This window comes from Mycolicibacterium sp. XJ662 (assembly GCF_053484035.1).
Map to the genome: position 1 here is coordinate 1357263 of NZ_JBEFTL010000001.1, position 21352 is coordinate 1378614.

A 21352-nucleotide genomic window follows, 5' to 3' on the forward strand; every position below is an offset into this window, starting at 1 on the left:
GATTACGGTTTGGGCGCAGCGGGCGTGGATATTTTCGCGATTGTTGAATTCATTGCTGCGGGCGTGCGGCCCGGTTCACCGCCGACACCACCGCGCGCAGTGACGCGGTCGTGATCGACGTCGCGATACCGACTCCCCACACCGTGCGGCCGTTGATCGAGGCCTCGACATACGCGGCGGCCTTGGCCTCCTCGCCCGACGACATGGCGTGCTCGGAGTAGTCCAGCACGTTGACGTTGATATCGATCGCGCCCAGCGCGTCGACGAACGCCGCGAGCGGACCGTTGCCCGCGCCGACGACCTCATGCTCCACACCATCGACGGCCACGACCGCCTCCACGGTGTCGGTGCCGCCGTCGACCTCGGCCGCGGTCACCTTCTGCCGGATCCGTTCCAGCGGACGCACCGGCGCCAGGTACTCGTCGTAGAAGACGTCCCACATCTCCTTGGGCGACACCTCGCCGCCCTCGCCGTCGGTGATGTTCTGGATCGCCTGGGAGAATTCGATCTGCAGCCGCCGCGGCAGCGCCAGGCCGTGGTCGGCCTTCATGATGTAGGCCACGCCGCCCTTGCCCGACTGCGAGTTCACCCGGATGACGGCCTCGTAGGTGCGGCCCACATCGCGCGGATCGATCGGCAGATAGGGCACCTGCCACAAGATGTCGTCGACGTCGGAATCCGCTTCGTCGGCAGCGACTTTCATCGCGTCCAGGCCCTTGTTGATGGCGTCCTGATGGCTGCCGGAGAACGCGGTGTACACCAGATCGCCGCCGTAGGGGTGACGTTCGGGCACCGGCAGCTGGTTGCAGTACTCGACGGTGCGGCGGATCTCGTCGATGTTGGAGAAGTCGATCTGCGGGTCGACGCCGCGGGAGAACAGGTTCATGCCCAGCGTCACGATGCACACGTTGCCGGTGCGCTCGCCGTTGCCGAACAGGCAGCCCTCGATCCGGTCCGCGCCGGCCGCGTAGCCCAATTCCGCTGCGGCGACGGCGGTTCCACGGTCGTTGTGCGGGTGCAGCGACAGCACGATGCTGTCGCGACGCTTCAGGTTGCGGCTCATCCACTCGATCGAGTCGGCGTAGACGTTCGGGGTGGCCATCTCCACGGTGGCGGGCAAGTTGATGATCATCGGCCACTCCGGGGTGGGGCCGACGATGTCGCTGACCGCGTCGCAGACCTCTTTGGCGTACACCAGCTCGGTACCGGTGTAGGACTCCGGGGAGTACTCGAACCGCCACTGGGTGCCGGGGTACTTCTTGGCTTCCTCCATGCACTTGCGCGCACCGTCGACCGCGATGGCCTTCACCTCGTCGCGGTCACCCTTGAACACCACGCGGCGCTGCAGGATCGACGTCGAGTTGTAGAAGTGCACGATCGCGCGCGGCGCGCCCTCGCACGCCTGGAAGGTCCGCTCGATGAGCTCCGGACGGCACTGCGTCAGCACCTGGATGGTGACGTCGTCGGGGATGGCGCCCTGCTCGATGATCTCGCGGACGAAGTCGTAGTCGGTCTGGCTGGCCGACGGGAAACCGACCTCGATCTCCTTGTAGCCCATCCGCACCAGCAGGTCGAACATGCGGCGTTTGCGCGCCGGGCTCATCGGATCGATCAGCGCCTGGTTGCCGTCGCGCAGATCCACCGCGCACCACTGCGGTGCGGTGTCGATGACCTGGTCGGGCCAGGTGCGGTCAAACGGAATCCGTGCTCCATCCGACGCCGGGCTCCCGCCCGGCACCTCGGCGGTGAAGCTGCGGTAGCGGTGCACCGGCATCGACGAGGCGCGCTGGGTGTTCCAGGCGGGCTGTTTGGCGTGGGGTGGGCCGTCGGGCGTGGTGATAGTGCGCACGGACGCGAACGCGTCAGGGGAATCGGGTGAAGATTTCGAGAAAGTGGTCACGATGGTTGCTCCGGGAGTTTGGACGGGACTCGACCGGCGCATCGTCGAACACCCGCGACGGGAAGCCGGTCTGGATCAGACCCCGTCGCGGCTGCCGAGAAGGAGCACCCGCTGCACCCGGCCACTCTAGCAAGCCGGCCGGTGCTACGAAAACCCTGCTGATCACGCGCGGGCGACCCGATCGTTAGAGTTCAGGCGGTGAGAGTCGATCGGCGGTGGTGGGTGGCCATCGGGGTGGTGGTCCTGGTCGTGGCGGCCCTCGTCTACAGCATGTTCAACCGGCCACCCGCAGAGTGCGACGCGGTGCGGGAGTTGTTGGAGTACAACCAATCCCAGGCCGCGCTGATCGAATCCAAATCCGGTGAGGGTGACGGCTTGCCCACCCAGGCCGAAGAGACGGCCTACCGGGCGTGGGCCGACGGGTTGTCCGAACGTGCCCAGAAGGTCCCCCGAAGCGCACCGGATCTGGAGTGGACCAGCTCACAGTTGGCCAGCCTCGCCGACGACTTCGTCCGCAAGATGTCGACCGTGCGCGCCGAAACCGAAGCCCGCGCACCCGGCGCCCCGCCGCCGCCGACGTTTTACGAGATGTCCGCGATCAACGCCCAGATCAGCCAGAAGCTGGCCCATCTGTCGGAGGCGTGTGGCGGGTAACGCCGCAGGGGACCTCAGCCCCGGGCGGGACCTGCGGTTAGAGCCGGCGCCGCTACCGGCGGGTAAAACCGGTCGCGAGCAACCTCTATCCTTGATGAGGACCTCCCCGAATCTCGAAAGGCTTGTTCAGTGGCGCTCGTCGTACAGAAATACGGCGGATCCTCGTTGTCGGACGCCGAGCGGATCCGTCGCGTCGCCGAGCGCATCGTGGAGACTAGAAAGGCCGGCAACGACGTCGTCGTGGTGTGCTCCGCGATGGGCGACACCACCGATGACCTGCTGGATCTGGCCAGGCAGGTGTGCCCGGCGCCGCCGGCGCGTGAGATGGACATGCTGCTGACCGCGGGGGAGCGGATCTCCAACGCGCTGGTCGCGATGGCCATCGACTCGCTGGGCGCCCAGGCCCGCTCGTTCACCGGATCGCAGGCCGGCGTGATCACCACCAGCGTCCACGGCAAGGCCAAGATCATCGAGGTCACGCCGGGCCGGCTGCGCGACGCCCTCGACGAGGGCTACATCGTGCTGGTCGCCGGTTTCCAGGGCGTCAGCCAGGACAGCAAGGACGTCACCACGCTGGGCCGCGGCGGCTCGGACACCACCGCCGTCGCGCTGGCCGCGGCCCTGAACGCCGACGTGTGCGAGATCTACAGCGACGTCGACGGCATCTTCACCGCCGACCCGCGCATCGTGTCCAACGCACGCCACCTCAACCAGGTCAGCTTCGAGGAGATGCTCGAGATGGCGGCCTGCGGGGCCAAGGTGCTGATGCTGCGCTGCGTGGAATACGCCCGCCGCTACAACGTTCCCATCCACGTCCGCTCGTCGTACTCGGACAAACCCGGCACTTTGGTGACCGGATCGATAGAGGACATACCCATGGAAGACGCCATCCTGACCGGAGTCGCCCACGACCGCAGCGAGGCCAAGGTGACCGTGGTCGGCATCCCCGACGTGCCCGGCTATGCCGCCAAGGTGTTCCGCGCCGTCGCCGACGCCGACATCAACATCGACATGGTGCTGCAGAACATTTCCAAGGTCGAGGACGGCAAGACCGACATCACCTTCACCTGCCCCCGCGACAACGGGCCCGCCGCGGTGGAGACGTTGTCCGCACTGCAGAAGGAGATCGGCTTCACCAAGGTGCTCTACGACGACCACATCGGCAAGGTGTCGCTGGTCGGGGCGGGGATGAAGAGCCATCCGGGCGTCACCGCGAAGTTCTGCGAGACGCTCGCCGAGGTCGGCGTGAACATCGACCTGATCTCCACCTCCGAGATCCGCATCTCGGTGCTGATCAAGGACACCGAACTCGACAAGGCCGTGGCGGCGCTGCACGAGGCGTTCGGGCTTGGCGGCGAGGAGCAGGCCATGGTCTACGCGGGAACGGGGCGGTAACCATGGTCAATCTCGGTGTCGTCGGCGCGACGGGCCAGGTCGGCCAGGTCATGCGCAACCTGCTCGAGCAGCGGAACTTCCCCGCCTCCAGCGTGCGGTTCTTCGCCTCGGCGCGTTCCCAAGGTAAGAAGCTGCCGTTCCGCGGCCAGGAGATCGAGGTCGAGGACGCCGCGACGGCCGACCCGTCCGGGCTGGACATCGCGCTGTTCTCCGCGGGCGGGGCGATGTCGCGGGAGCAGGCGCCACGGTACGCCGAGGCGGGCGCGATCGTCGTCGACAACTCCTCGGCGTGGCGCAAGGACCCCGACGTGCCGCTGGTGGTCAGCGAGGTCAACTTCGAACGTGACGTGGCCGGCCGGGTCCGGTCGCTGACCAAGGGCATCATCGCCAACCCCAACTGCACGACGATGGCGGCGATGCCGGTGCTCAAGCCGCTGCACGACGAAGCCGGGCTGGTGCGGATGATCGCCTCGACGTATCAGGCGGTTTCGGGCAGCGGGCTGGCCGGGGTCGAGGAACTCTACGGTCAGGCGCAGGCGGTCGTCTCCGGCAGCCGCGACCTGGTGCAGGACGGGGCCGCGGTGGACTTTCCCGCCCCGGACACCTACGTCGCGCCGATCGCGTTCAACGTGGTGCCGTTGGCGGGTTCCCTCGTCGACGATGACTCCGGTGAGACCGACGAAGACCAGAAGCTGCGCAACGAGAGCCGCAAGATCCTCGGCATCCCCGACCTCGCGGTCAGCGGCACCTGCGTGCGGGTGCCGGTGTACACCGGGCACTCGCTGTCGATCAACGCCGAGTTCTCCCAACCACTTTCGGTGCAGCGCGCCGCGGAGATCCTGGGTAAGGCGTCGGGGGTGAGGTTGGTCGACGTGCCGACACCGCTGGCCGCCGCGGGCGTCGACGACACGCTGGTGGGGCGCATCCGGCAGGATCCCGGTGTGCCCGACGGGCGCGGGCTTGCGCTGTTCGTCTCGGGTGACAACCTGCGAAAAGGCGCGGCGCTCAACACGATCCAGATCGCCGAGTTGCTGGCCGCCCAGCTCTGACCTTGCGCGCCTCAATGCGCCGAAAGGGACGTTTGGGCGGGAAAGTGCCGGTAGTTTCCGCCATTACGTCGATCTCGGCGCTCGCGGCGGGGTTGCTTGTGGTGCCTATCGCACAGGCGCAGCCGGCGCCCATCCCAGACCCGGTGCTGCCGCCGCTGGTGCCGGGGCAGGTGATCCGCATCGGACCGACAGCGGGGACGGGAACGCCGACAAGGGATTACGGCATCGGCGCCACCGATCTGTGCGAGTTCATGGAGTTCCCCAGCGGGATCCTGCAGGTCTGCGGCGACAGCTTCGCCGGCCAGGGCGTCGGCTACGGCGGCTGGTACTCACCGATCGCGCTGCACGTCGACACCGAATCCATCAACGACGAAGGCGGCGTGCGCTACGACGGCGTCACCGGCATCGACAAACCGCTGTTGGCCGACCCGACACCGCCTGGCGCGTCACAGCTGCCGGCCGGCATCGTGTCGATCAACCGCGAGAACTACATGCTGGTCACCACCGTGCGCGACCTCGACCCGCAGACCTCGCGGCTGGTGAAAGCCGAACCGGGCCAAGGCAACTGGCAGACCGTACCGGAATCGGAGCGCCCCGCCGACTACGCACAGTGGCGGCAGACCCAGATCAGCGGATACTACGATCCGATCCCCAAAGCCGACTCGTCGAGCGGCTTCGTCTACATCGTCGCCAACAACTTCGACCGCAGCGGGCCCGCCGTGTTGTACCGGGCCACGCCGCAGAGTTTTACCGACCGCGCCAGCTGGCAGGGCTGGTCGGCGACGTCGGGCTGGGGGCACCCGGCGACACCGCTGTGGCCCGACCGCGTCGGCGAGATGAGCGTGCGCCAGATCGACGGCAAGACCGTGCTGTCCTACTTCAACGCCACCACCGGCAACATGGAGGTGCGCGTCGCCAACGACCCGACGCAGCTGGGCGGCGCACCGGTCACCACGGTCGTCGTCGCCACCGAGTGGCCCGAGCCCGCCGAACAGCTCGGGCCGCCGGAGAACAACCGGCTCGCCCAGCCCTACGGCGGCTACATCTCGCCTGGTTCGACGATCGACGAGGTGCGGGTGTTCATCAGCCAGTGGAACACCGGACCCCGCGGCGGCGCGCCGTACCGGGTGATCCAGTTCGCGGTCAACCCGTATAAGCCCTTGTGACGTCGAGACTGCGTACAGATCGCATCTGCCGCCCAAAACGCGATCTGTGCGCAGGCTCGACCACAACGGCCGCAGGCGACCGCTCACGCCGGTTGAACTAGGGGCACGTGGTCACGGCCGGTTCGCAAGGTAGACGGTGGCCGCCGAGCGACCACGCGTGAGCGGGTTGTCGAACCAAATCTGTTGGGCCTCAACGTCACTGAAAACAGCTTCGAGTACGGAGGTGAAGTCGTCGTCGGGTGCGTCGTCGGACCACATCGCGAACGCGCCACCGGGGGCCAGATGCGCTGATATCGCGTGCAGGCCTTCGTAGGTGTAGAACGCGGAGTGCGGATCGTGCAGCACGTGCCGGGGTGAGTGGTCGATGTCCAGCAAGATCGCATCGTAGGTTCGGCCCGGGTGCTGTGGATCGAAGCCCACCGCATCCATCGCGGCGGCGAAGAAATCCGCGCACACCAACTCGACGCGGCTGTCGGCGGCGAGGCCGACCGTGTCCGGCAGCAGATCACGTTCGTGCCAGTCGATGACCACATCCGAGTATTCGACGACCGTGAGCGATCGAACCCGTCGATCCGCCAAGGCCTCGAGCGCGGTGTAGCCAAGCCCTAATCCACCGATGACCACGTCGAGTTCCGCTCCCGACGTACGCGCCAGCCCCAGCCGCGCCAGCTCACGTTCGGCAACGGTGAACAGGCTCGACATCACATGCTCGTCGTCGATTTTGACCTCATAGACGTCGGCGCGCACAGTCAGATCGAAGCGGCGTCGCAGGCTGATGACACCCATGGGCGTCTGCCGCCAACCCAGCTCCTCGAAACGCGCGCTCACCGACGCGACACTAGCTCACGTCCCGGATCAGGCGACGCTGCCGACGTGTGATGCGGACTCGCCGATCGTGGCGCCGGTGTCGCCGATGATCGTGCGCATCAACGCCTTCTGCTCACGGTCACCACGCGCGGCGGCGCGGGCGATGCCGTCGGGCCGAACGACGGCGGCCGCGCTGCGGGCCAGGTTCACCGGCAGGCGCAGCAGCGGATACCACGGCGGCACCCAGCGCGGCAGACCCAGCGCCTCCATGGTGCGCGGACCCAGGAAGCTGCTGGTGACCGAAAGATGTTGTGCGCGTGCGATACGCCGCCGGATGGCCGGGACGGTGTCGTAGTGCCAGATCAGCGGGTCGTCGACCATGGGCATCGCCAACTGTTTGGACGATTCGTCGGGCTCGGCCAACGCGCCCAGCGTGTGGTACAGCACCCGGATGCTGTCGCGGAAGTCGCGCGGCAGCCACTCGTCCTCAACGCCCATCAGCCAGCCGACGTAGCGTGTCAGGTGTGCGACGGCAGCATAGTCTTTGGGCCGCAACACAACTCCCATACCGGCCACACCCACCGCCGGCGCGACCAGCGCCCCGACGAGCGTCGCCGCCATGTCGGTCTGGTTCACCGGCACACCCCATTCGTCGGCGCGCCAATCCGGCATCGCGCCGACGTGCCTGCGCACCAACGAATGAATGAACCGCACCCGCAGCGTGGCCTGATAACCCGACCCCAGCACCTGCAGGCCGCCTTCGGCGATGACGTCCATCGCCCACTGCATGGTCTCGGCGAAACGCTTGTTGGACCCCTTCTCCAACGCGCCAGTGCGCAGCAGCGTCTTGTTGAAACCGGAGAACTGATAGCCGCCCAGCAGCGACACGTCGCGGGCGATGTACATCCCGTCGGCGCCACCGCGGCGCAACGCCCGCTGACCGCGCTCCAACATCGTGCGGTCGACCCACGACGGAACCGTCTCGACCTCTCGGAAGAACCCCACCAGCGGTTCGGGCGCGTCGGGCACCGCGTCGATGCCCGATGCCAGCGCGCGGTCGAAGAGCGGACGCGTCTCCTTCAGGCCCGCGGAGGACATCCACGCGACGAGGCGGTCCATCGGCTCGTCGCCGACCGTCAACCGCTCACCGAGCCTGCGCCACTGCTGCTCGGTCGGCGCGCTGATGCGCATCGCCTGGGCCATCAGCCGGATGGTCGCGGGTACCGGCCGGGGCCGGTCCGGATGACGGGTCGGGATTGGCCTGCTCATCGCCACTTTCCCTTCGGTGCGCACTTTGACAACGCTTATAGTCAAACCGTCCGCCGCGCCGTTGTCAAAAGCACTCACAGCCGATTCTCAGCCGCAATCAAAGCGGCGGCGCGATGATCGACGTCATGAGCGAACCCGCACCCGAAACCCCGACCACCCCCGTTCCGCCGCGGCGCAACCGGCTCACCTCTGCGGCCGCCGTCGTCGGCATCATCGCCGGCGTCGTGTTCATCGTCGCCGTGGTCTTCTTCTCCGGCTTCGTCCTCGGCGCCCGCTCCGGCGGCGACCACAGGGGTCACCACCACGACCGCGGTACGGAGATGTTCCACCGCGGCCCGATGTTTCCGATGGGACCCCGCGGGCCGTTCGGACCCGAAGGTCCGATCGCGCCGACGCAGGCTCCCGATGCGCCGACGACGCCTGCGCCGCGCCCCTGACGTCACCCCGAACGAGCGTTCCGTCAAGCTGGCACAAGAAGTTTGAAACCAGTCCACAATGGGGGAATCCGCTTCCTAGGCGGCTCAGCCGCACGCCGCCAGCCCCAAGGAGATGAGCTAGATGACGGAGAACTACACGACCAACGACGCGGGCAACCCTGCCCCCAGTCTCGAGCACTCGCTCACGGTCGGTCCGGACGGCCCGATTCTGCTGCAGGATCACTACCTGATCGAGCAGATGGCCAACTTCAACCGGGAACGCATCCCGGAACGACAGCCGCACGCGAAGGGCGGTGGTGCGTTCGGTCAATTCGAGGTGACCCACGACGTCAGTAAGTTCACCAAAGCGGCCTTCCTGCAGCCGGGTGCCAAGACCGAGATGATCGCGCGGTTCTCCACCGTCGCCGGCGAGCGTGGCAGCCCGGACACCTGGCGCGATCCGCGCGGCTTCGCGCTGAAGTTCTACACCGATGACGGCATCTTCGACCTCGTCTGCAACAACACCCCGGTGTTCTTCATGCGTGACCCGATGAAGTTCCAGCACTTCATCCGCAGCCAGAAGCGACTGCAGGCCAACAACCTGCGCGATCACAACATGCAGTGGGATTTCTGGTCGCTGTCACCCGAAACCGCCCACCAGGTCACCTGGTTGATGGGAGATCGCGGGATCCCGAAAACCTGGCGGCATATGAACGGCTACTCCAGCCACACCTACAGCTGGCTCAACGACGCCGGCGAGTTGTTCTGGGTGAAGTACCACTTCAAGACCGACCAGGGCATCGATTTCCTCACCCAGGAGGACGCCGACCGCATCGCCGGCGAAGACAGCGATTACCACCAGCGCGACCTCTTCACCTCGATCGAGGACGGCAACTTCCCCAGCTGGACGTTGCACGTGCAGATCATGCCGTTCGAGGAGGCCAAGACCTACCGGTTCAACCCGTTCGACCTGACCAAGGTGTGGCCGCACGGCGACTACCCGCTGCACGAAGTCGGCAAGATGACGCTGAACCGCAACGTCACCGACTTCCACACGGAGATGGAGCAGCTGGCGTTCGAGCCGAACGCTCTCGTGCCCGGCACCGGGCTCAGCCCCGACAAGATGCTGCTGGCCCGCGGGTTCTCCTACGCCGACGCGCACCGCGCCCGGCTCGGGGTGAACTACAAGCAGATACCGGTCAACGAACCCAAGAACGATGTGCGCGCGTACTCCAAGGACGGCGCGATGCGCATCCGCAACGTGCCCGACCCGGTGTACGCACCGAACTCGATGGGCGGCCCGGCGGCCGACGCGAAGCGTGCCGCCGAGGCGCACTGGGCATCCGACGGCGACATGGTGCGCATGGCCTACACCATGCGACCCGACGATGACGACTGGGGACAGGCCGGGACGCTGGTCCGCGAGGTGCTCGATGACGAGGCGCGGGAACGCTTGGCGCACAACATCATCGGGCATGTGTCGGATGGCGTCCGCGAGCCGGTGCTGTCGCGGGTCTTCGAGTACTGGCGCAACGTCGACCCCGATCTGGGCAAGAAGGTCGAAGAGGGCGTGCGGGCCAAGCAGAACGGAGCCGGCGGCTAGTCAATCCAGAGGGGCGTCTTGCCGTTCATGGCCTGGCTGGCATGATCGGAGCCATGAGCATCGAAGTCGTATTCACCCAGGAATCAACTGCAACCGGTGGCGGCCGCGAGGGCCACGTGAAGTCGTCGACCGGCAAGATCGACCTGAACACCAATCACCCGAAGGAAATGGGCGGCAGCGGCGAAGGCACCAACCCCGAGGAGTTGTTCTCGGCCGGTTACGCCGCCTGCTTCCTCGGGGCGCTGCGGTTGGTGGCCAAGAACAACGACATCAACCTCGACGATGCGACCGCGATCACCGCGCAGGTCGGGTTCGGCAAGGACGCCGACGGCGGCTTCGCGATCAACGCCCACCTCATCGGCTACCTACCCGGCCTCGACCAGAGCGGCGCCGACGACCTGATGAACAAGGCGCATCAGGTGTGCCCGTACTCCAAGGCCACCCGAGGCAACATCGACGTCAAGCTGTCGGCGAAGGTCTGATGCGGATCGCCGCCGCTGCCGGCGTCGCCCTCGTGGGTCTGACGCTGGCGGCGCCGGCCGGTGAAGCTGCCGCCCGCCCGTCGGACCCGGGAGTGGTCAACTACGCGGTGCTGCCCAAGGGCTCGGTCGGCAACATCGTCGGTGCCACGATGCGGTTCGAGTGGACCTACTCCGATCCGTTGCAGTCCTTCTACGTCGACAACCCCGCCTGCAACAACTGGGCCGACATCGGGCTGCCTGACGTCTACGCCGACCCCGACCTGGCGTCGTTCAACGGTGCGGTGACCCAGACCGCGCCGGACGACCAGAGCCACTTCGTCAAACAGGCCGTCGGGGTCTACGCCAACACCGACGCCGCCGAGCGCGCGTTCCGCCGCGTCGTGGACCGCACCGTCGGCTGCGACGGGCAGACCACCGCGATGCACCTGGACAACTTCACCACCCAGGTGTGGACGTTCACCGGCGGGCCGACCACCGCGACCGAAGCCGACTGGGTCAAACAGGAGGCCGGCACCGACCGGCGCTGCTTCGTCACCACCCGCAAGCGGGAAAACGTTTTGCTGCAAGCGAAAGTCTGCCAGTCCGGCAACGGTGGTCCCGCGGTGAACGTGCTGGCCGGGGCCATGCAGAACACGCTCGGCCAATAATCTCGGCGCCGGCTTAACCCACACTTCACGAAAAAGGGCTCGGGTTTTGTCGGAGGTCTCCTTCAAGATGGTTTGAACGCCGCGATCGCGCCGGACCCGGAAGGGGATGGGAAATGGCTGTCACCATCACGTCCGAGGTCGACGACGCACGCATCGAGTCCCGCGAACTCTCCAGCGCGTACAGCGCCGCGCTGCACGTCGGCGGCAACTGCCTGAACGACGGCCCCGTGGGGCGGGTCGGGCTGGAGATCGAGGCGCACTGCTTCGACCTGACCGATCCGATGCGACGGCCGAGCTGGGCTGAGCTGAGCGACGTTCTCGCCGACCTGCCGCCGCTGCCCGGCGGCAGCCGGGTGACCGTGGAACCCGGCGGCGCCGTCGAACTGTCCGGCCCGCCCTGCGACGGCCCGATGGCGGCCATTTCCGCGATGACGGCCGACCGCGCGGTGCTGCGCGACGCCTTCGCCCGCGCGGGGTTCGGGCTGGTGCTGCTCGGCGCCGACCCGCTTCGACCCGCCCGACGGGTCAACCCCGGTGCCCGCTACGCCGCCATGGAGACGTTCTTTCACGCCAGCCGCACCGGTGCCGCCGGCGCGGAGATGATGACGTCGACGGCGTCGGTGCAGATCAACGTCGACGCCGGACCGCGCGCCGGCTGGGCCGACCGGGTGCGCCTCGCGCATGCGCTGGGGCCGACCATGATCGCCGTCGCCGCCAACTCCCCGCTGCTGGGTGGAAAGTTCTGCGGCTGGCGCTCGGCGCGGCAACGGGTGTGGAGCCAGCTGGACTCCGCGCGCTGCGGCCCGGTGCTCGGCGAGAGCGGCGACGATCCCGCCAGCGACTGGGCGCGCTATGCGCTCAAGGCGCCGGTGATGCTGCTGACCACCCCGAACGTCGTCCCGGTCATCGAATGGGTGCCGTTCGCCGAATGGGCCGACGGGCGAGTGCCGCTCGGCGGCCGCAAACCCACCGAGGCCGACCTCGACTACCACCTGACCACGCTGTTCCCGCCGGTGCGCCCGCGCGGTTGGCTGGAGATCCGCTACCTCGACAGCGTGCCCGACGCCATCTGGCCGGCCGTGGTGTTCACGCTCGTCACGCTGCTCGACGACCCCGCGGCCGCCGACGTCGCCGCGGAGGCCACCGAACCCGTCGCCACCGCGTGGGACCGTGCTGCGCAACAGGGCCTCGGTGATCGACGGCTGCAGCACGCCGCGCTCCGGTGCGTGACGGCCGCGGCCGAACGGGCACCGCGCGAGCTCGAGGAATCGATGACGCGGCTGGTGCGTTCGGTCGAACAGGGACGGTGTCCGGCCGACGATTTCGCCGACCGGGCGGTCCGGTACGGGATCGCACCCGCCGTTTCGCAACTGGCCCGAGGGGAGACGTGAAGGTTCGCGAACAACTCGCGGGTGAACTGGCCGCCGCCAGAGACCGCACGCTGCGGCTGGTCGATTTCGACGACGCCGAAGTCGCCCGCCAGTACCACCCGCTGATGAGCCCGCTGGTGTGGGACCTCGCCCACATCGGCCAGCAGGAAGAGCTGTGGCTGCTGCGTGACGGGAACCCCGACCGGCCGGGTCTGCTGACCCCCGAGGTGGAGCGGCTCTACGACGCGTTCGTCCATCCCCGCGCCGGCCGCGCCGACCTGCCGCTGCTACCGCCGACCGACGCGCGCGCCTACTGCCGCACCGTGCGCGACAAGGCGTTCGACATGCTCGACGCGCTGCCCGACGACGGTTCGGTGTTCAACTTCGGCCTGGTGATCAGCCACGAGAACCAGCACGACGAGACCATGCTGCAGGCGTTGAACTTGCGCGTCGGTCCGCCGCTGCTCGACGGCGGCGCGGCGCTGCCCGCCGGTCGCCCCGGGGTGGCGGGCACCTCGGTGCTGGTGGCGGGCGGCGAGTTCGTGCTCGGCGTCGACGCGGCCACCGAACCGCACTCGCTGGACAACGAGCGTCCCGCCCACGTCGTCGACATCCCGGCGTTTCGCATCGGCCGGGTCCCGGTCACCAACGGCGAGTGGCGACAGTTCATCGACGACGGCGGCTACCACCAGCCGCGGTGGTGGTCGCAGGCCGGCTGGGCGCACCGCATGCAGGCCGGGCTGGAAGCACCCCAGTTTTGGAACCCCGACGACACCCGGACCCGGTTCGGCCACGTCGAGGACATCGTCGCCGACGAACCCGTCCAGCACGTCACCTACTTCGAGGCCGAGGCGTACGCGGCGTGGGCGGGCGCGCGGCTGCCCACCGAGATCGAGTGGGAGAAAGCCTGCGCGTGGGATCCCGCGGCGGGTGCGCGGCGCCGCTACCCGTGGGGCGCGTCGGCGCCGACGGCGCACCTGGCCAACCTCGGCGGCGACGCGCTGCGGCCCGCACCGGTCGGGGCGTACCCCGCGGGCGCGTCGCCCTACGGCGCCGAACAGATGCTCGGCGACGTGTGGGAGTGGACCACGTCGCCGTTGCGGCCGTGGCCGGGTTTCACTCCGATGATCTACGAGCGCTATTCACAACCGTTCTTCTCAGGTGTTGGGGCTGGGGACTACAAGGTGCTGCGCGGCGGGTCATGGGCGGTGGCGCCCAACATCCTGCGGCCCAGCTTCCGCAACTGGGACCATCCGATCCGGCGCCAGATCTTCTCCGGTGTGCGGCTGGCCTGGGACGCCAACTGATGTGCCGGCATCTGGGCTGGCTCGGCGACCCGGTGTCGGTGGCGTCGTTGATGTCAGAACCCGCCAACGGCCTTGTGGTGCAGTCGTATGCGCCGCGCCGCCAGAAGCACGGCCTGATGAACGCCGACGGGTGGGGCGTCGGGTTCTTCTCCTCGGATGTGCCCGACGACATCCCGCGGCGGTGGCGCAGCGCCACGCCGCTGTGGGGCGACGCGTCGTTCGCGTCGGTGGCGCCAGCGCTGCGCGGCGGCTGCATCGTGGCTGCCGTGCGCTCGGCCAGCATCGGCATGCCGATCGAGGCGTCGGCGTCGGCGCCGTTCACCGACGGCCAGTGGCTGCTGTCGCACAACGGCCTCGTCGACCGGGCCGTGCTGCCGCCCTCGCGGCACGCCGAGTCCGCCAACGACAGCGCGCTGCTGGCGGCGCTGATCTTCGACCGCGGCCTCGACCGGCTCGCCGAGACCATCGTGGAAATCGGCGCCGCCGACCCCGACGCACGGCTGAACATCCTGGCCGCCAACGGATCCCGCATGGTCGCCACCACATGGGGCGACACCCTGTCGGTGTTGAGCAGAGCCGACGGCACCGTACTTGCCAGCGAACCCTACGACGACGACCCGCGGTGGCGGGAGCTGCCGGACCGGCATCTGATATCGGTCGTCGGCCGCTCGCAGGTCGAGCTGATCCCGTTGAAAGGACCGTCATGACCGTCTCGCTGTCCAACCACCTGCCGGCCAACTCGGCCGCGCAGGCGCTGCGCCGTGATGTGCTTGCCGGCCTGACGCAGACCCCGAAGACGTTGCCGCCCAAATGGTTCTACGACTCGGTCGGCAGCGACCTGTTCGACCAGATCACCCGGCTGCCCGAGTACTACCCGACCCGCACCGAGGCGCAGATCCTGCGCAGCCGATCCGCCGAGATCGCCGAAGCCTCAGCGGCCGACACCCTGGTGGAGCTGGGCAGCGGCACCTCCGAGAAGACCCGCGTGCTTTTGGATGCGTTGCGCGACAACGGAACCCTTCGGCGGTTCATCCCGTTCGACGTGGACGCCGGTGTGCTCAACGCCGCGGGGGAGGCGATCCAGCGGGAGTACCCGGGCGTCGAGGTCGATGCGGTGTGCGGCGACTTCGAAGAGCACCTCGCCGAGATCCCGCGGGTCGGCCGGCGGCTGATCGCCTTCCTCGGCTCGACGATCGGCAACCTGACCCCGCAACCGCGGGCGCGGTTTCTGGCCGCGCTGGCGCAGACGATGCGGCCCGGCGACAGCCTGTTGCTGGGCACCGATCTGGTGAAAGACGCGCGACGTCTGGTGCGCGCCTACGACGACAGCGCTGGTGTGACGGCGCGTTTCAACCGCAACGTGCTCGCGGTCATCAACCGTGAACTCGGCGCCGACTTCGACCTCGACGCGTTCGAGCACGTCGCCATGTGGAACGTCGCCGAGGAACGCATCGAGATGTGGCTGCGCGCCCGCGGTGCGCAGCGCGTACACGTGCGCGACCTGGACCTGACGGTCGCCTTCGCCGACGGTGAAGAAATGTTGACCGAGGTGTCGTGCAAGTTCCGCCCCGACGGGGTCGCCGCGGAGCTGGCTGCCGCCGGGTTGCGGCGCGCCCGGTGGTGGACCGATCCCGCAGGCGACTTCGGCCTGTCCCTGGCGAGCACATGAGCCTCGCCGAGCAGTGGCGGTCGGCGCGGCCCAAGGTCGCCGGCCTGCACCTGGACAGCGCGGCGTGCTCGCGGCAGAGCTTCGGGGTCATCGACGCCGCCGCACAGCACGCACGCCACGAGGCCGAGGTCGGCGGATACGTCGCCGCCGAGGCGGCCGCGCCGGTGCTGGACGCCGGCCGCGCCGCCGTCGCCGCCCTGACCGGGCTGCCCGCCGACCATGTCGTGTTCACCACCGGCGCCAACCACGCTCTGGATCTGCTGCTGTCCAGCTGGACCGGGAAGCGCACGCTCGCGTGCCTGCCCGGTGAGTACGGGCCCAACCTGGCGATCATGGCCGCCAACGGCTTTGACGTGCGGGTCCTGCCCGCCGACGCCGCCGGGCGCCTCGACGTCGACGCCGCCGCCCGCCAACTTCGCGCCGATCCGCCCGCCGTCGTGCACCTGACCCCGCTCGCCAGTCACCGCGGTGTCGCGCAGCCGCTGACCGCTTTGGCCGACGTGTGCCGCAACCTCGGTCTCCCGTTGGTCGTCGACGCCGCCCAGGCGCTCGGGCACCTCGACTGTGCCGTGCGCCCCGCGGCAATTTACAGCGCGTCGCGCAAATGGCTCGCCGGACCGCGCGGTGTCGGCGTGCTGGCCATCGAACCCGAACTGGCGCAGCGGTTACAGCCCCGGCTGCCGCCGCCGAGCTGGGGCCTGCCGCTGACCGAGACCCAGCGCCTCGAGCACGGTGAGGCCAACCTTGCTGCCCGCGTTGGGTTTTCGCTCGCGGTGGGGGAGCATCTCGCGGCGGGACCGCAGCACGTGCGCGACCGGTTGGCCGAGGTCGGACGGTGGACGCGGCAGGCGTTGGCCGGCGTCGACGGCTGGCGGGTGGTCGAATCGCTCGACGAACCCACCGCGATCACCACGCTGGCCCCCACCGACGGCGCCGATCCGCAGAAGGTGCGGGCCTGGCTGATCGCGCAGCGGGGCATCGTCACCACCTACGCGGACGCGCAGCGCGCGCCGTTCGAGCTGACCACGCCGGTGCTGCGGGCCTCCCCGCACGTCGACGCCGCACCCGAGGAGTTGGCACAGTTCGCCGAGGCGCTGACCGCCGCGACCGCCGAGGCCTAAGGCTGGTCCCAGGTGTGCACAGGCTCGTTGCTGTGCATGCGCTCGCAGTACAGCCGCAACATCTCGGCCAGCGCGTTCGGGCGGCTGAGCCCGCGCTCCTGAAGCGCCTTCACCGTGGCCACCTGCCAGGTCGACCCGTTGCGGCCCGTCTTGGCGCGGCCCTCGATCACCCCGAGGTAGCGGTCGCGGACCTCACCGGCCACCTGCCAGCGGCGCAGCCCCTCATCGGCCATCGGCAGCAGTTGACGCAATACCAGCTCGTCGGGTGTCACCTCACCCATCCCGGGCCAGTACAGCCGGGCGTCCATGCCGTTGCGTGCCGCCTCCAGGAAATTGTGTTGGGCCGCAGCAAAACTCATCTTGGTCCACAGCGGCCGGTCCTCTTCGGAGAGCGTACGTAACGCGCCGTAGTAGAACGCGGCGTTGGCCATCATGTCGACGACGGTCGGCCCCGCGGGCAGCACCCGGTTCTCCACCCGCAGGTGCGGGCGGCCGTGCACCACGTCGTAGACCGGACGGTTCCAGCGGTAGATGGTGCCGTTGTGCAGACGCAGTTCGGCCAGCCGCGGGGTGCGGCCTTCGGCGAGTTCGCGGGCCGGGTCCTCGTCGCTCAGCTCGGGCAGCAGCGACGGGAAGTAGCGCACGTTCTCCTCGAACAGGTCGAAGATCGAGGTGATCCACCGCTCGCCGAACCACACCCGCGGCCGCACCCCCTGCGCCTTCAGCTCGTCGGGGCGGGTGTCGGTGGCCTGCATGAACAACTCGATGCGGGTCTCGGACCACAGCTGGTGGCCGAAGAAGTACGGGGAGTTGGCGCCCAGCGCAAGCTGCGGGCCGGCCAGCACCTGGGCGGCGTTCCAGTTCTGCGCGAAGTCCGCAGGCGAAACCTGAAGGTGCAGTTGCATGCTGGTGCACGCGGACTCCGGGGCGATCGACTCGGTCTGCAAGCTCAATCGTTCCGGGCCGGTGATGTCGATGAGGATGTCCTCGCCGCGGGCGGTGAAGATGGAATCGTTGAGCGCTTGGTAGCGCGTCGATTCGCTCATCCACCGGCCCGACAGATGCTCGGGCATCAGCGTGGGCAGGATGCCGACCATCACGATGTGCGCGTCGTGGTCATTGGCCTTGGCCTCGGCGGCGTTGAGGCTAACCCGCACGTCGTTCTCCAGCTCGAGCGCCGCCCGGCCGGGCAGCCGCCGCGGTGGAACGTTGAATTCGATGTTGTAGGCGCCTAATTCGGTCTGGTACGCCGGGTCGGCGATCGCCTCGAGCACTTCCTGGTTGGTCATGGCGGGCTGATACGCGTCGTCGACCAGGTTGCACTCGATCTCCATGCCGGTCAGCGGCCGCTCGAACTCGAAGCTGGATTGGTTGAGCATGGTTTCGAACACGTCGAGGCACTGCTGCACCTTGCGCCGGTACTCGCGCCGGTGCGCGCGGCTGAACTCGGTCTGCTTCAGTTGTTCGCCCACACCGCCGATGCTTCAGCGTCGGTGACGCTTGCGCAAGTAACCCGACCACAAACCACGCGTGAACGCCGTCGTGCGGGGTAGCCCAGGGTCGTGGACATCACCGTCACCTTCATCGGCAACGCCACCACGCTGATCACCGCCGGCGGTGTCACGCTGCTGACCGACCCCAACTTCCTGCACGCCGGCCAACACGCCTACCTCGGATACGGGTTGCTGTCCAAGCGACTGCATGATCCGGCGCTGGATATCGCCGACCTGCCGCCGCTGGACGCGGTGGTGCTCTCGCATATGCACGGCGACCACTGGGACCGCGTCGCGCAAGCGCAGCTGGACCGCGCGCTGCCGATCCTGACCACCCCGCACGCCGCCAAACGGCTGGTTCGGCGCGGGTTCGGGCGAGCGCAGCCCATGGCGACGTGGGACAACCACACCATCAGCAAGGGCGTCACGACGGTCACCGTGACGTCGTTGCCGGGACGGCACGGGCCAGCCCCGATCCACCGGGCGCTGCCTCCGGTGATGGGCTCGATGATCGAAGCGAGCACGCCCGGCGAGCCGACGCGGCGGCTCTACGTCTCCGGGGACACCCTGGTGATCGAGGAACTCGACGAGATACCCCGGCGCTTCCCCGACGTCGACGCCGGCTTGCTGCACCTGGGCGGGACCCGGTTGCCGTTCGGCAGGCACCTGCCGTTCGGGCTGACGGTCACGATGGACGGCCGGCGCGGCACCGCCCTGGCCGAACGGTTGAACCTGCCGCGCGTGATCCCCATCCACTTCAACGACTACGGGGTGTTCGCCTCACCGCTTTCGGATTTTCTCGCCGAGATGACACGACGCGGGCTCGCCGAGCGGGTCATCGAGGTGGTCCGCGGGGAGAGCGTCACGATCTGAGAACGCCTACCCAGGCCGCATACTGGCCGGGTGAGCGGGCCGGCAGCCGACGACGTCGACCAGGGTGGGCTGGAGCAGGTATCCACCGTCGACCGGGTCGCCTCGCTCACCGGCGTGCGCGCGGTGGCGGCGCTGCTGGTCATGGGCACCCACGCCGCCTACGGAACCGGCACCTACAACCGCGGATACGTCGGGCTGGTGTTCGCGCGCATGGAGATCGGCGTCGCGATCTTCTTCGTGCTCTCGGGGTTTCTGCTTTTCGGCGGGTGGGTGCGCGCCGCCGCGGCGGGCACTGCCGCACCGTCGGTGACCCGCTATGCCCGCAGCCGGGTGCGGCGCATCATGCCGGCCTACGTGGTGACGGTGCTGATCGCCTACCTCCTGTATGAGTTCCGCGAGATCGCGCCCAACCCCGGCCACACCTGGCACGGCCTGATCCGCAACCTGACCCTGACCCAGATCTACAGCGGCAACTACCTGACCGCCTACATGCATCAGGGCCTGACCCAGATGTGGAGCCTGGCCGTCGAAGTGGCGTTTTATGCGGCGCTGCCGCTGCTCGCGTACCTGCTGCTGGTGGTGCTGTGCCGACGGCAGTGGCGACCCCGAATGCTGTTGGTGGGCCTGGCCGTACTGGGTGCCGTCAGCCCGCTGTGGCTGCTGGTGATGCACACCAGCGACTGGCTGCCCAACGGGGCAGGGCTGTGGCTGCCGCACTACCTAATCTGGTTCGTCGGCGGGATGGCGCTTGCGGTGTTGGCGCAGAGCGGCGTTCGATGCTACGCCGCGGCGGCGCTGCCGGTGGCGCTGGCGGCCTACCTGATCGTGGCGACTCCGATCGCCGGCGAAACCGACGCCCCCGCACTGGGTTTGAGTGAGGACATCGCGAAGGTGGTGTTCTACGCGGTGATCGCCACCCTGGTGGTCGCGCCGCTGGGACTCCGTGGGCCGCGAAAGGGCTGGTATGAGCGGATGTTGGGCAGCAGGGTGATGGTATGGCTGGGCGAGATCTCCTACGAGATCTTCCTGGTGCACGTGGTGGTGATGGAGATCGTGATGGTTTCGGTGCTGCGCTGGCCGGTCTATACCGGCTCGGTGACGGGGCTGTTCGCCGCGACGCTGGCGTTCACGATCCCGGTTGCGTGGCTGCTGCACCGGCTGACCAGGCCTCGGGTCCGACGCTGACCGTTTAAACCGCCTCTCGTCGGGAATTACCTAGTTGTGACTACAGTGCGACGGGCAGTGTTGACCTACATCGCGGCACACCCGCAGGTGTACGACATCCTGCATGCGGTGGTCGGCCTCTACGTCGAGCGCAGGCGTTCACCGGCGGGCGACCACCACCTGCGGGCTCATCAACCCGCCGCGCAGTTCTACGTCGATCGCGGGGTCGGCATGCGTCGCCAGAGCGCGTAGCGCCGACGGGCTGTACGAGCGCAACGAGCTGATCACGCCGTCGTGCAGGAACGGGACCACCGGGGCGAGCGGCAGCATCACCGCGAGCCGCAGCAAGTGCAGCGGCGACGGCGGCCGAGGCAAGTCGATGATCAGCAGTTTGTCCGCCACGCGGGTGCCTTCTGAGAAGGCCAGCGCCGCCTGCGGCGGCGAGAGGTGATGAAACGACAAGGCGAACACCGCCAGGTCGAAGTGGCGGTCGGGCGCATCGATGGCGGTGGCGTCCAACCGGCGCACCGACGCGCGCGGGTGCGCGCCCAGCTCACCGGTCGTCATCGCGGCCACCGACGCGGCGTCGACGTCGGTGACGGTCAGCTCGGCGGTGGGGTGCCAGTCGAGCAGCTTGCGTGCCAGCGCACCGTGTCCGGCTCCGAGCTCCAGGATCTTCGGGTCGGGGACGTCGGCCACTTCGTCGAGCACCAGACGCGCGAAATGCTCGGTCTCGCCGAAGAATTCGCCTACCCACTCCAACGACCGGACGATCGCGCGCTTCCGCGCCTGACCCGCGGCGTCTTCGCCGGTGTCGCGGTCGAGATATTCCAGCCGGTCAGTCTGCAGCAGACGATCTACACACGACGCGTCCGGTCCGCCACGAGGCATGCGCGCGATGTCGGCGACTGAACGGGTCATGTAGACCATGATGGACGATTGCGACCGTCCTCAACCAGGTGGAGTG

General features: G+C 68.4%; 20 protein-coding genes. 15 read left to right on the forward strand and 5 right to left on the reverse strand.

What is annotated here, in order from left to right; translation table 11 throughout:
• Positions 1-49: 49 nt before the first annotated feature.
• Positions 50-1942 (reverse strand): 2-isopropylmalate synthase, encoded by a 1893-nt coding sequence (gene leuA / locus ABQE93_RS06385; RefSeq protein WP_448406419.1) that lies wholly within the window; start codon positions 1940-1942, stop codon positions 50-52.
• A 156-nt stretch (positions 1943-2098) separates the two neighbouring features.
• On the opposite strand from leuA, the gene ABQE93_RS06390 reads away from it, so the two are divergent.
• The 4 genes from ABQE93_RS06390 to ABQE93_RS06405 all read left to right on the forward strand — a co-directional run bounded on the left by ABQE93_RS06390 (position 2099) and on the right by ABQE93_RS06405 (position 6164).
• A complete protein-coding gene (locus ABQE93_RS06390) occupies positions 2099-2554 on the forward strand; it encodes a hypothetical protein (RefSeq protein WP_448406420.1) in 456 nt (151 codons plus the stop codon).
• A 129-nt stretch (positions 2555-2683) separates the two neighbouring features.
• On the forward strand, positions 2684-3949 hold the full coding sequence (locus ABQE93_RS06395; protein WP_448406421.1) for an aspartate kinase: 1266 nt from the start codon (positions 2684-2686) through the stop codon (positions 3947-3949).
• Positions 3950-3951: 2 nt separating this feature from the next.
• A complete protein-coding gene (locus ABQE93_RS06400; protein ID WP_448406422.1) occupies positions 3952-4998 on the forward strand; it encodes an aspartate-semialdehyde dehydrogenase in 1047 nt (348 codons plus the stop codon).
• 44 nt (positions 4999-5042) lie between these two features.
• The gene (locus ABQE93_RS06405; RefSeq protein WP_448406423.1) at positions 5043-6164 is read left to right on the forward strand and encodes a DUF4185 domain-containing protein; all 1122 of its coding nucleotides are present in this window, start codon (positions 5043-5045) and stop codon (positions 6162-6164) included.
• Between the two features lie 111 nt (positions 6165-6275).
• Here the strand turns inward: ABQE93_RS06405 and ABQE93_RS06410 are convergent, their stop codons facing one another.
• On the reverse strand, positions 6276-6992 hold the full coding sequence (locus tag ABQE93_RS06410; protein ID WP_448406424.1) for a polyamine aminopropyltransferase: 717 nt from the start codon (positions 6990-6992) through the stop codon (positions 6276-6278).
• Positions 6993-7019: 27 nt separating this feature from the next.
• Positions 7020-8240 (reverse strand): oxygenase MpaB family protein, encoded by a 1221-nt coding sequence (locus ABQE93_RS06415; RefSeq protein ID WP_448406425.1) that lies wholly within the window; start codon positions 8238-8240, stop codon positions 7020-7022.
• A gap of 125 nt (positions 8241-8365) precedes the next feature.
• Between ABQE93_RS06415 and ABQE93_RS06420 the strand changes: the two genes are divergently transcribed.
• The 9 genes from ABQE93_RS06420 to egtE all read left to right on the forward strand — a co-directional run bounded on the left by ABQE93_RS06420 (position 8366) and on the right by egtE (position 16855).
• Positions 8366-8677 (forward strand): hypothetical protein, encoded by a 312-nt coding sequence (locus ABQE93_RS06420; protein WP_448406426.1) that lies wholly within the window; start codon positions 8366-8368, stop codon positions 8675-8677.
• 121 nt (positions 8678-8798) lie between these two features.
• Positions 8799-10259: a catalase gene (locus tag ABQE93_RS06425; protein WP_448406427.1), complete on the forward strand. Its 1461-nt coding sequence runs from the start codon at positions 8799-8801 to the stop codon at positions 10257-10259.
• A gap of 53 nt (positions 10260-10312) precedes the next feature.
• Positions 10313-10741, forward strand: a complete 429-nt coding sequence (locus ABQE93_RS06430) for an organic hydroperoxide resistance protein (RefSeq protein ID WP_448406428.1) — start codon at positions 10313-10315, stop codon at positions 10739-10741.
• Positions 10741-11388, forward strand: coding sequence for a sensor domain-containing protein (locus tag ABQE93_RS06435; protein WP_448406429.1), 648 nt, complete (start codon positions 10741-10743; stop codon positions 11386-11388). Before ABQE93_RS06430 ends, ABQE93_RS06435 begins: the two co-directional genes overlap by 1 nt.
• Before the next feature lie 113 nt (positions 11389-11501).
• Positions 11502-12779, forward strand: coding sequence for an ergothioneine biosynthesis glutamate--cysteine ligase EgtA (egtA, locus tag ABQE93_RS06440; protein ID WP_448406430.1), 1278 nt, complete (start codon positions 11502-11504; stop codon positions 12777-12779).
• Entirely contained in the window at positions 12776-14065 is a 1290-nt protein-coding gene (gene egtB / locus ABQE93_RS06445) for an ergothioneine biosynthesis protein EgtB (protein WP_448406431.1), read from the forward strand. Before egtA ends, egtB begins: the two co-directional genes overlap by 4 nt.
• Positions 14065-14772: an ergothioneine biosynthesis protein EgtC gene (gene egtC / locus ABQE93_RS06450; protein ID WP_448406432.1), complete on the forward strand. Its 708-nt coding sequence runs from the start codon at positions 14065-14067 to the stop codon at positions 14770-14772. Before egtB ends, egtC begins: the two co-directional genes overlap by 1 nt.
• Positions 14769-15734: an L-histidine N(alpha)-methyltransferase gene (egtD, locus tag ABQE93_RS06455; RefSeq protein ID WP_448406433.1), complete on the forward strand. Its 966-nt coding sequence runs from the start codon at positions 14769-14771 to the stop codon at positions 15732-15734. The genes egtC and egtD overlap by 4 nt, the downstream gene beginning before the upstream one ends.
• Positions 15731-16855: an ergothioneine biosynthesis PLP-dependent enzyme EgtE gene (gene egtE / locus ABQE93_RS06460; protein WP_448406434.1), complete on the forward strand. Its 1125-nt coding sequence runs from the start codon at positions 15731-15733 to the stop codon at positions 16853-16855. Before egtD ends, egtE begins: the two co-directional genes overlap by 4 nt.
• Here egtE and ABQE93_RS06465 read toward each other — a convergent pair.
• Positions 16852-18327 carry a glutamate-cysteine ligase family protein gene (locus tag ABQE93_RS06465; RefSeq protein WP_448406435.1) on the reverse strand — a complete coding sequence of 492 codons (1476 nt, stop codon included), beginning with the start codon at positions 18325-18327 and terminating at the stop codon, positions 16852-16854. The genes egtE and ABQE93_RS06465 overlap by 4 nt on opposite strands.
• 90 nt (positions 18328-18417) lie before the next feature.
• Between ABQE93_RS06465 and ABQE93_RS06470 the strand changes: the two genes are divergently transcribed.
• Both ABQE93_RS06470 and ABQE93_RS06475 read left to right on the forward strand, forming a co-directional pair.
• Positions 18418-19221, forward strand: coding sequence for an MBL fold metallo-hydrolase (locus tag ABQE93_RS06470; RefSeq protein WP_448406436.1), 804 nt, complete (start codon positions 18418-18420; stop codon positions 19219-19221).
• A gap of 30 nt (positions 19222-19251) precedes the next feature.
• Complete coding sequence (locus ABQE93_RS06475) at positions 19252-20406, forward strand: acyltransferase family protein (protein ID WP_448406437.1); 1155 nt, start codon at positions 19252-19254, stop codon at positions 20404-20406.
• Positions 20407-20544: 138 nt separating this feature from the next.
• On the opposite strand, the gene ABQE93_RS06480 is transcribed toward ABQE93_RS06475, so the two are convergent.
• The gene (locus tag ABQE93_RS06480) at positions 20545-21315 is read right to left on the reverse strand and encodes a class I SAM-dependent methyltransferase (RefSeq protein WP_448406438.1); all 771 of its coding nucleotides are present in this window, start codon (positions 21313-21315) and stop codon (positions 20545-20547) included.
• Between the last annotated feature and the right edge of the window lie 37 nt (positions 21316-21352).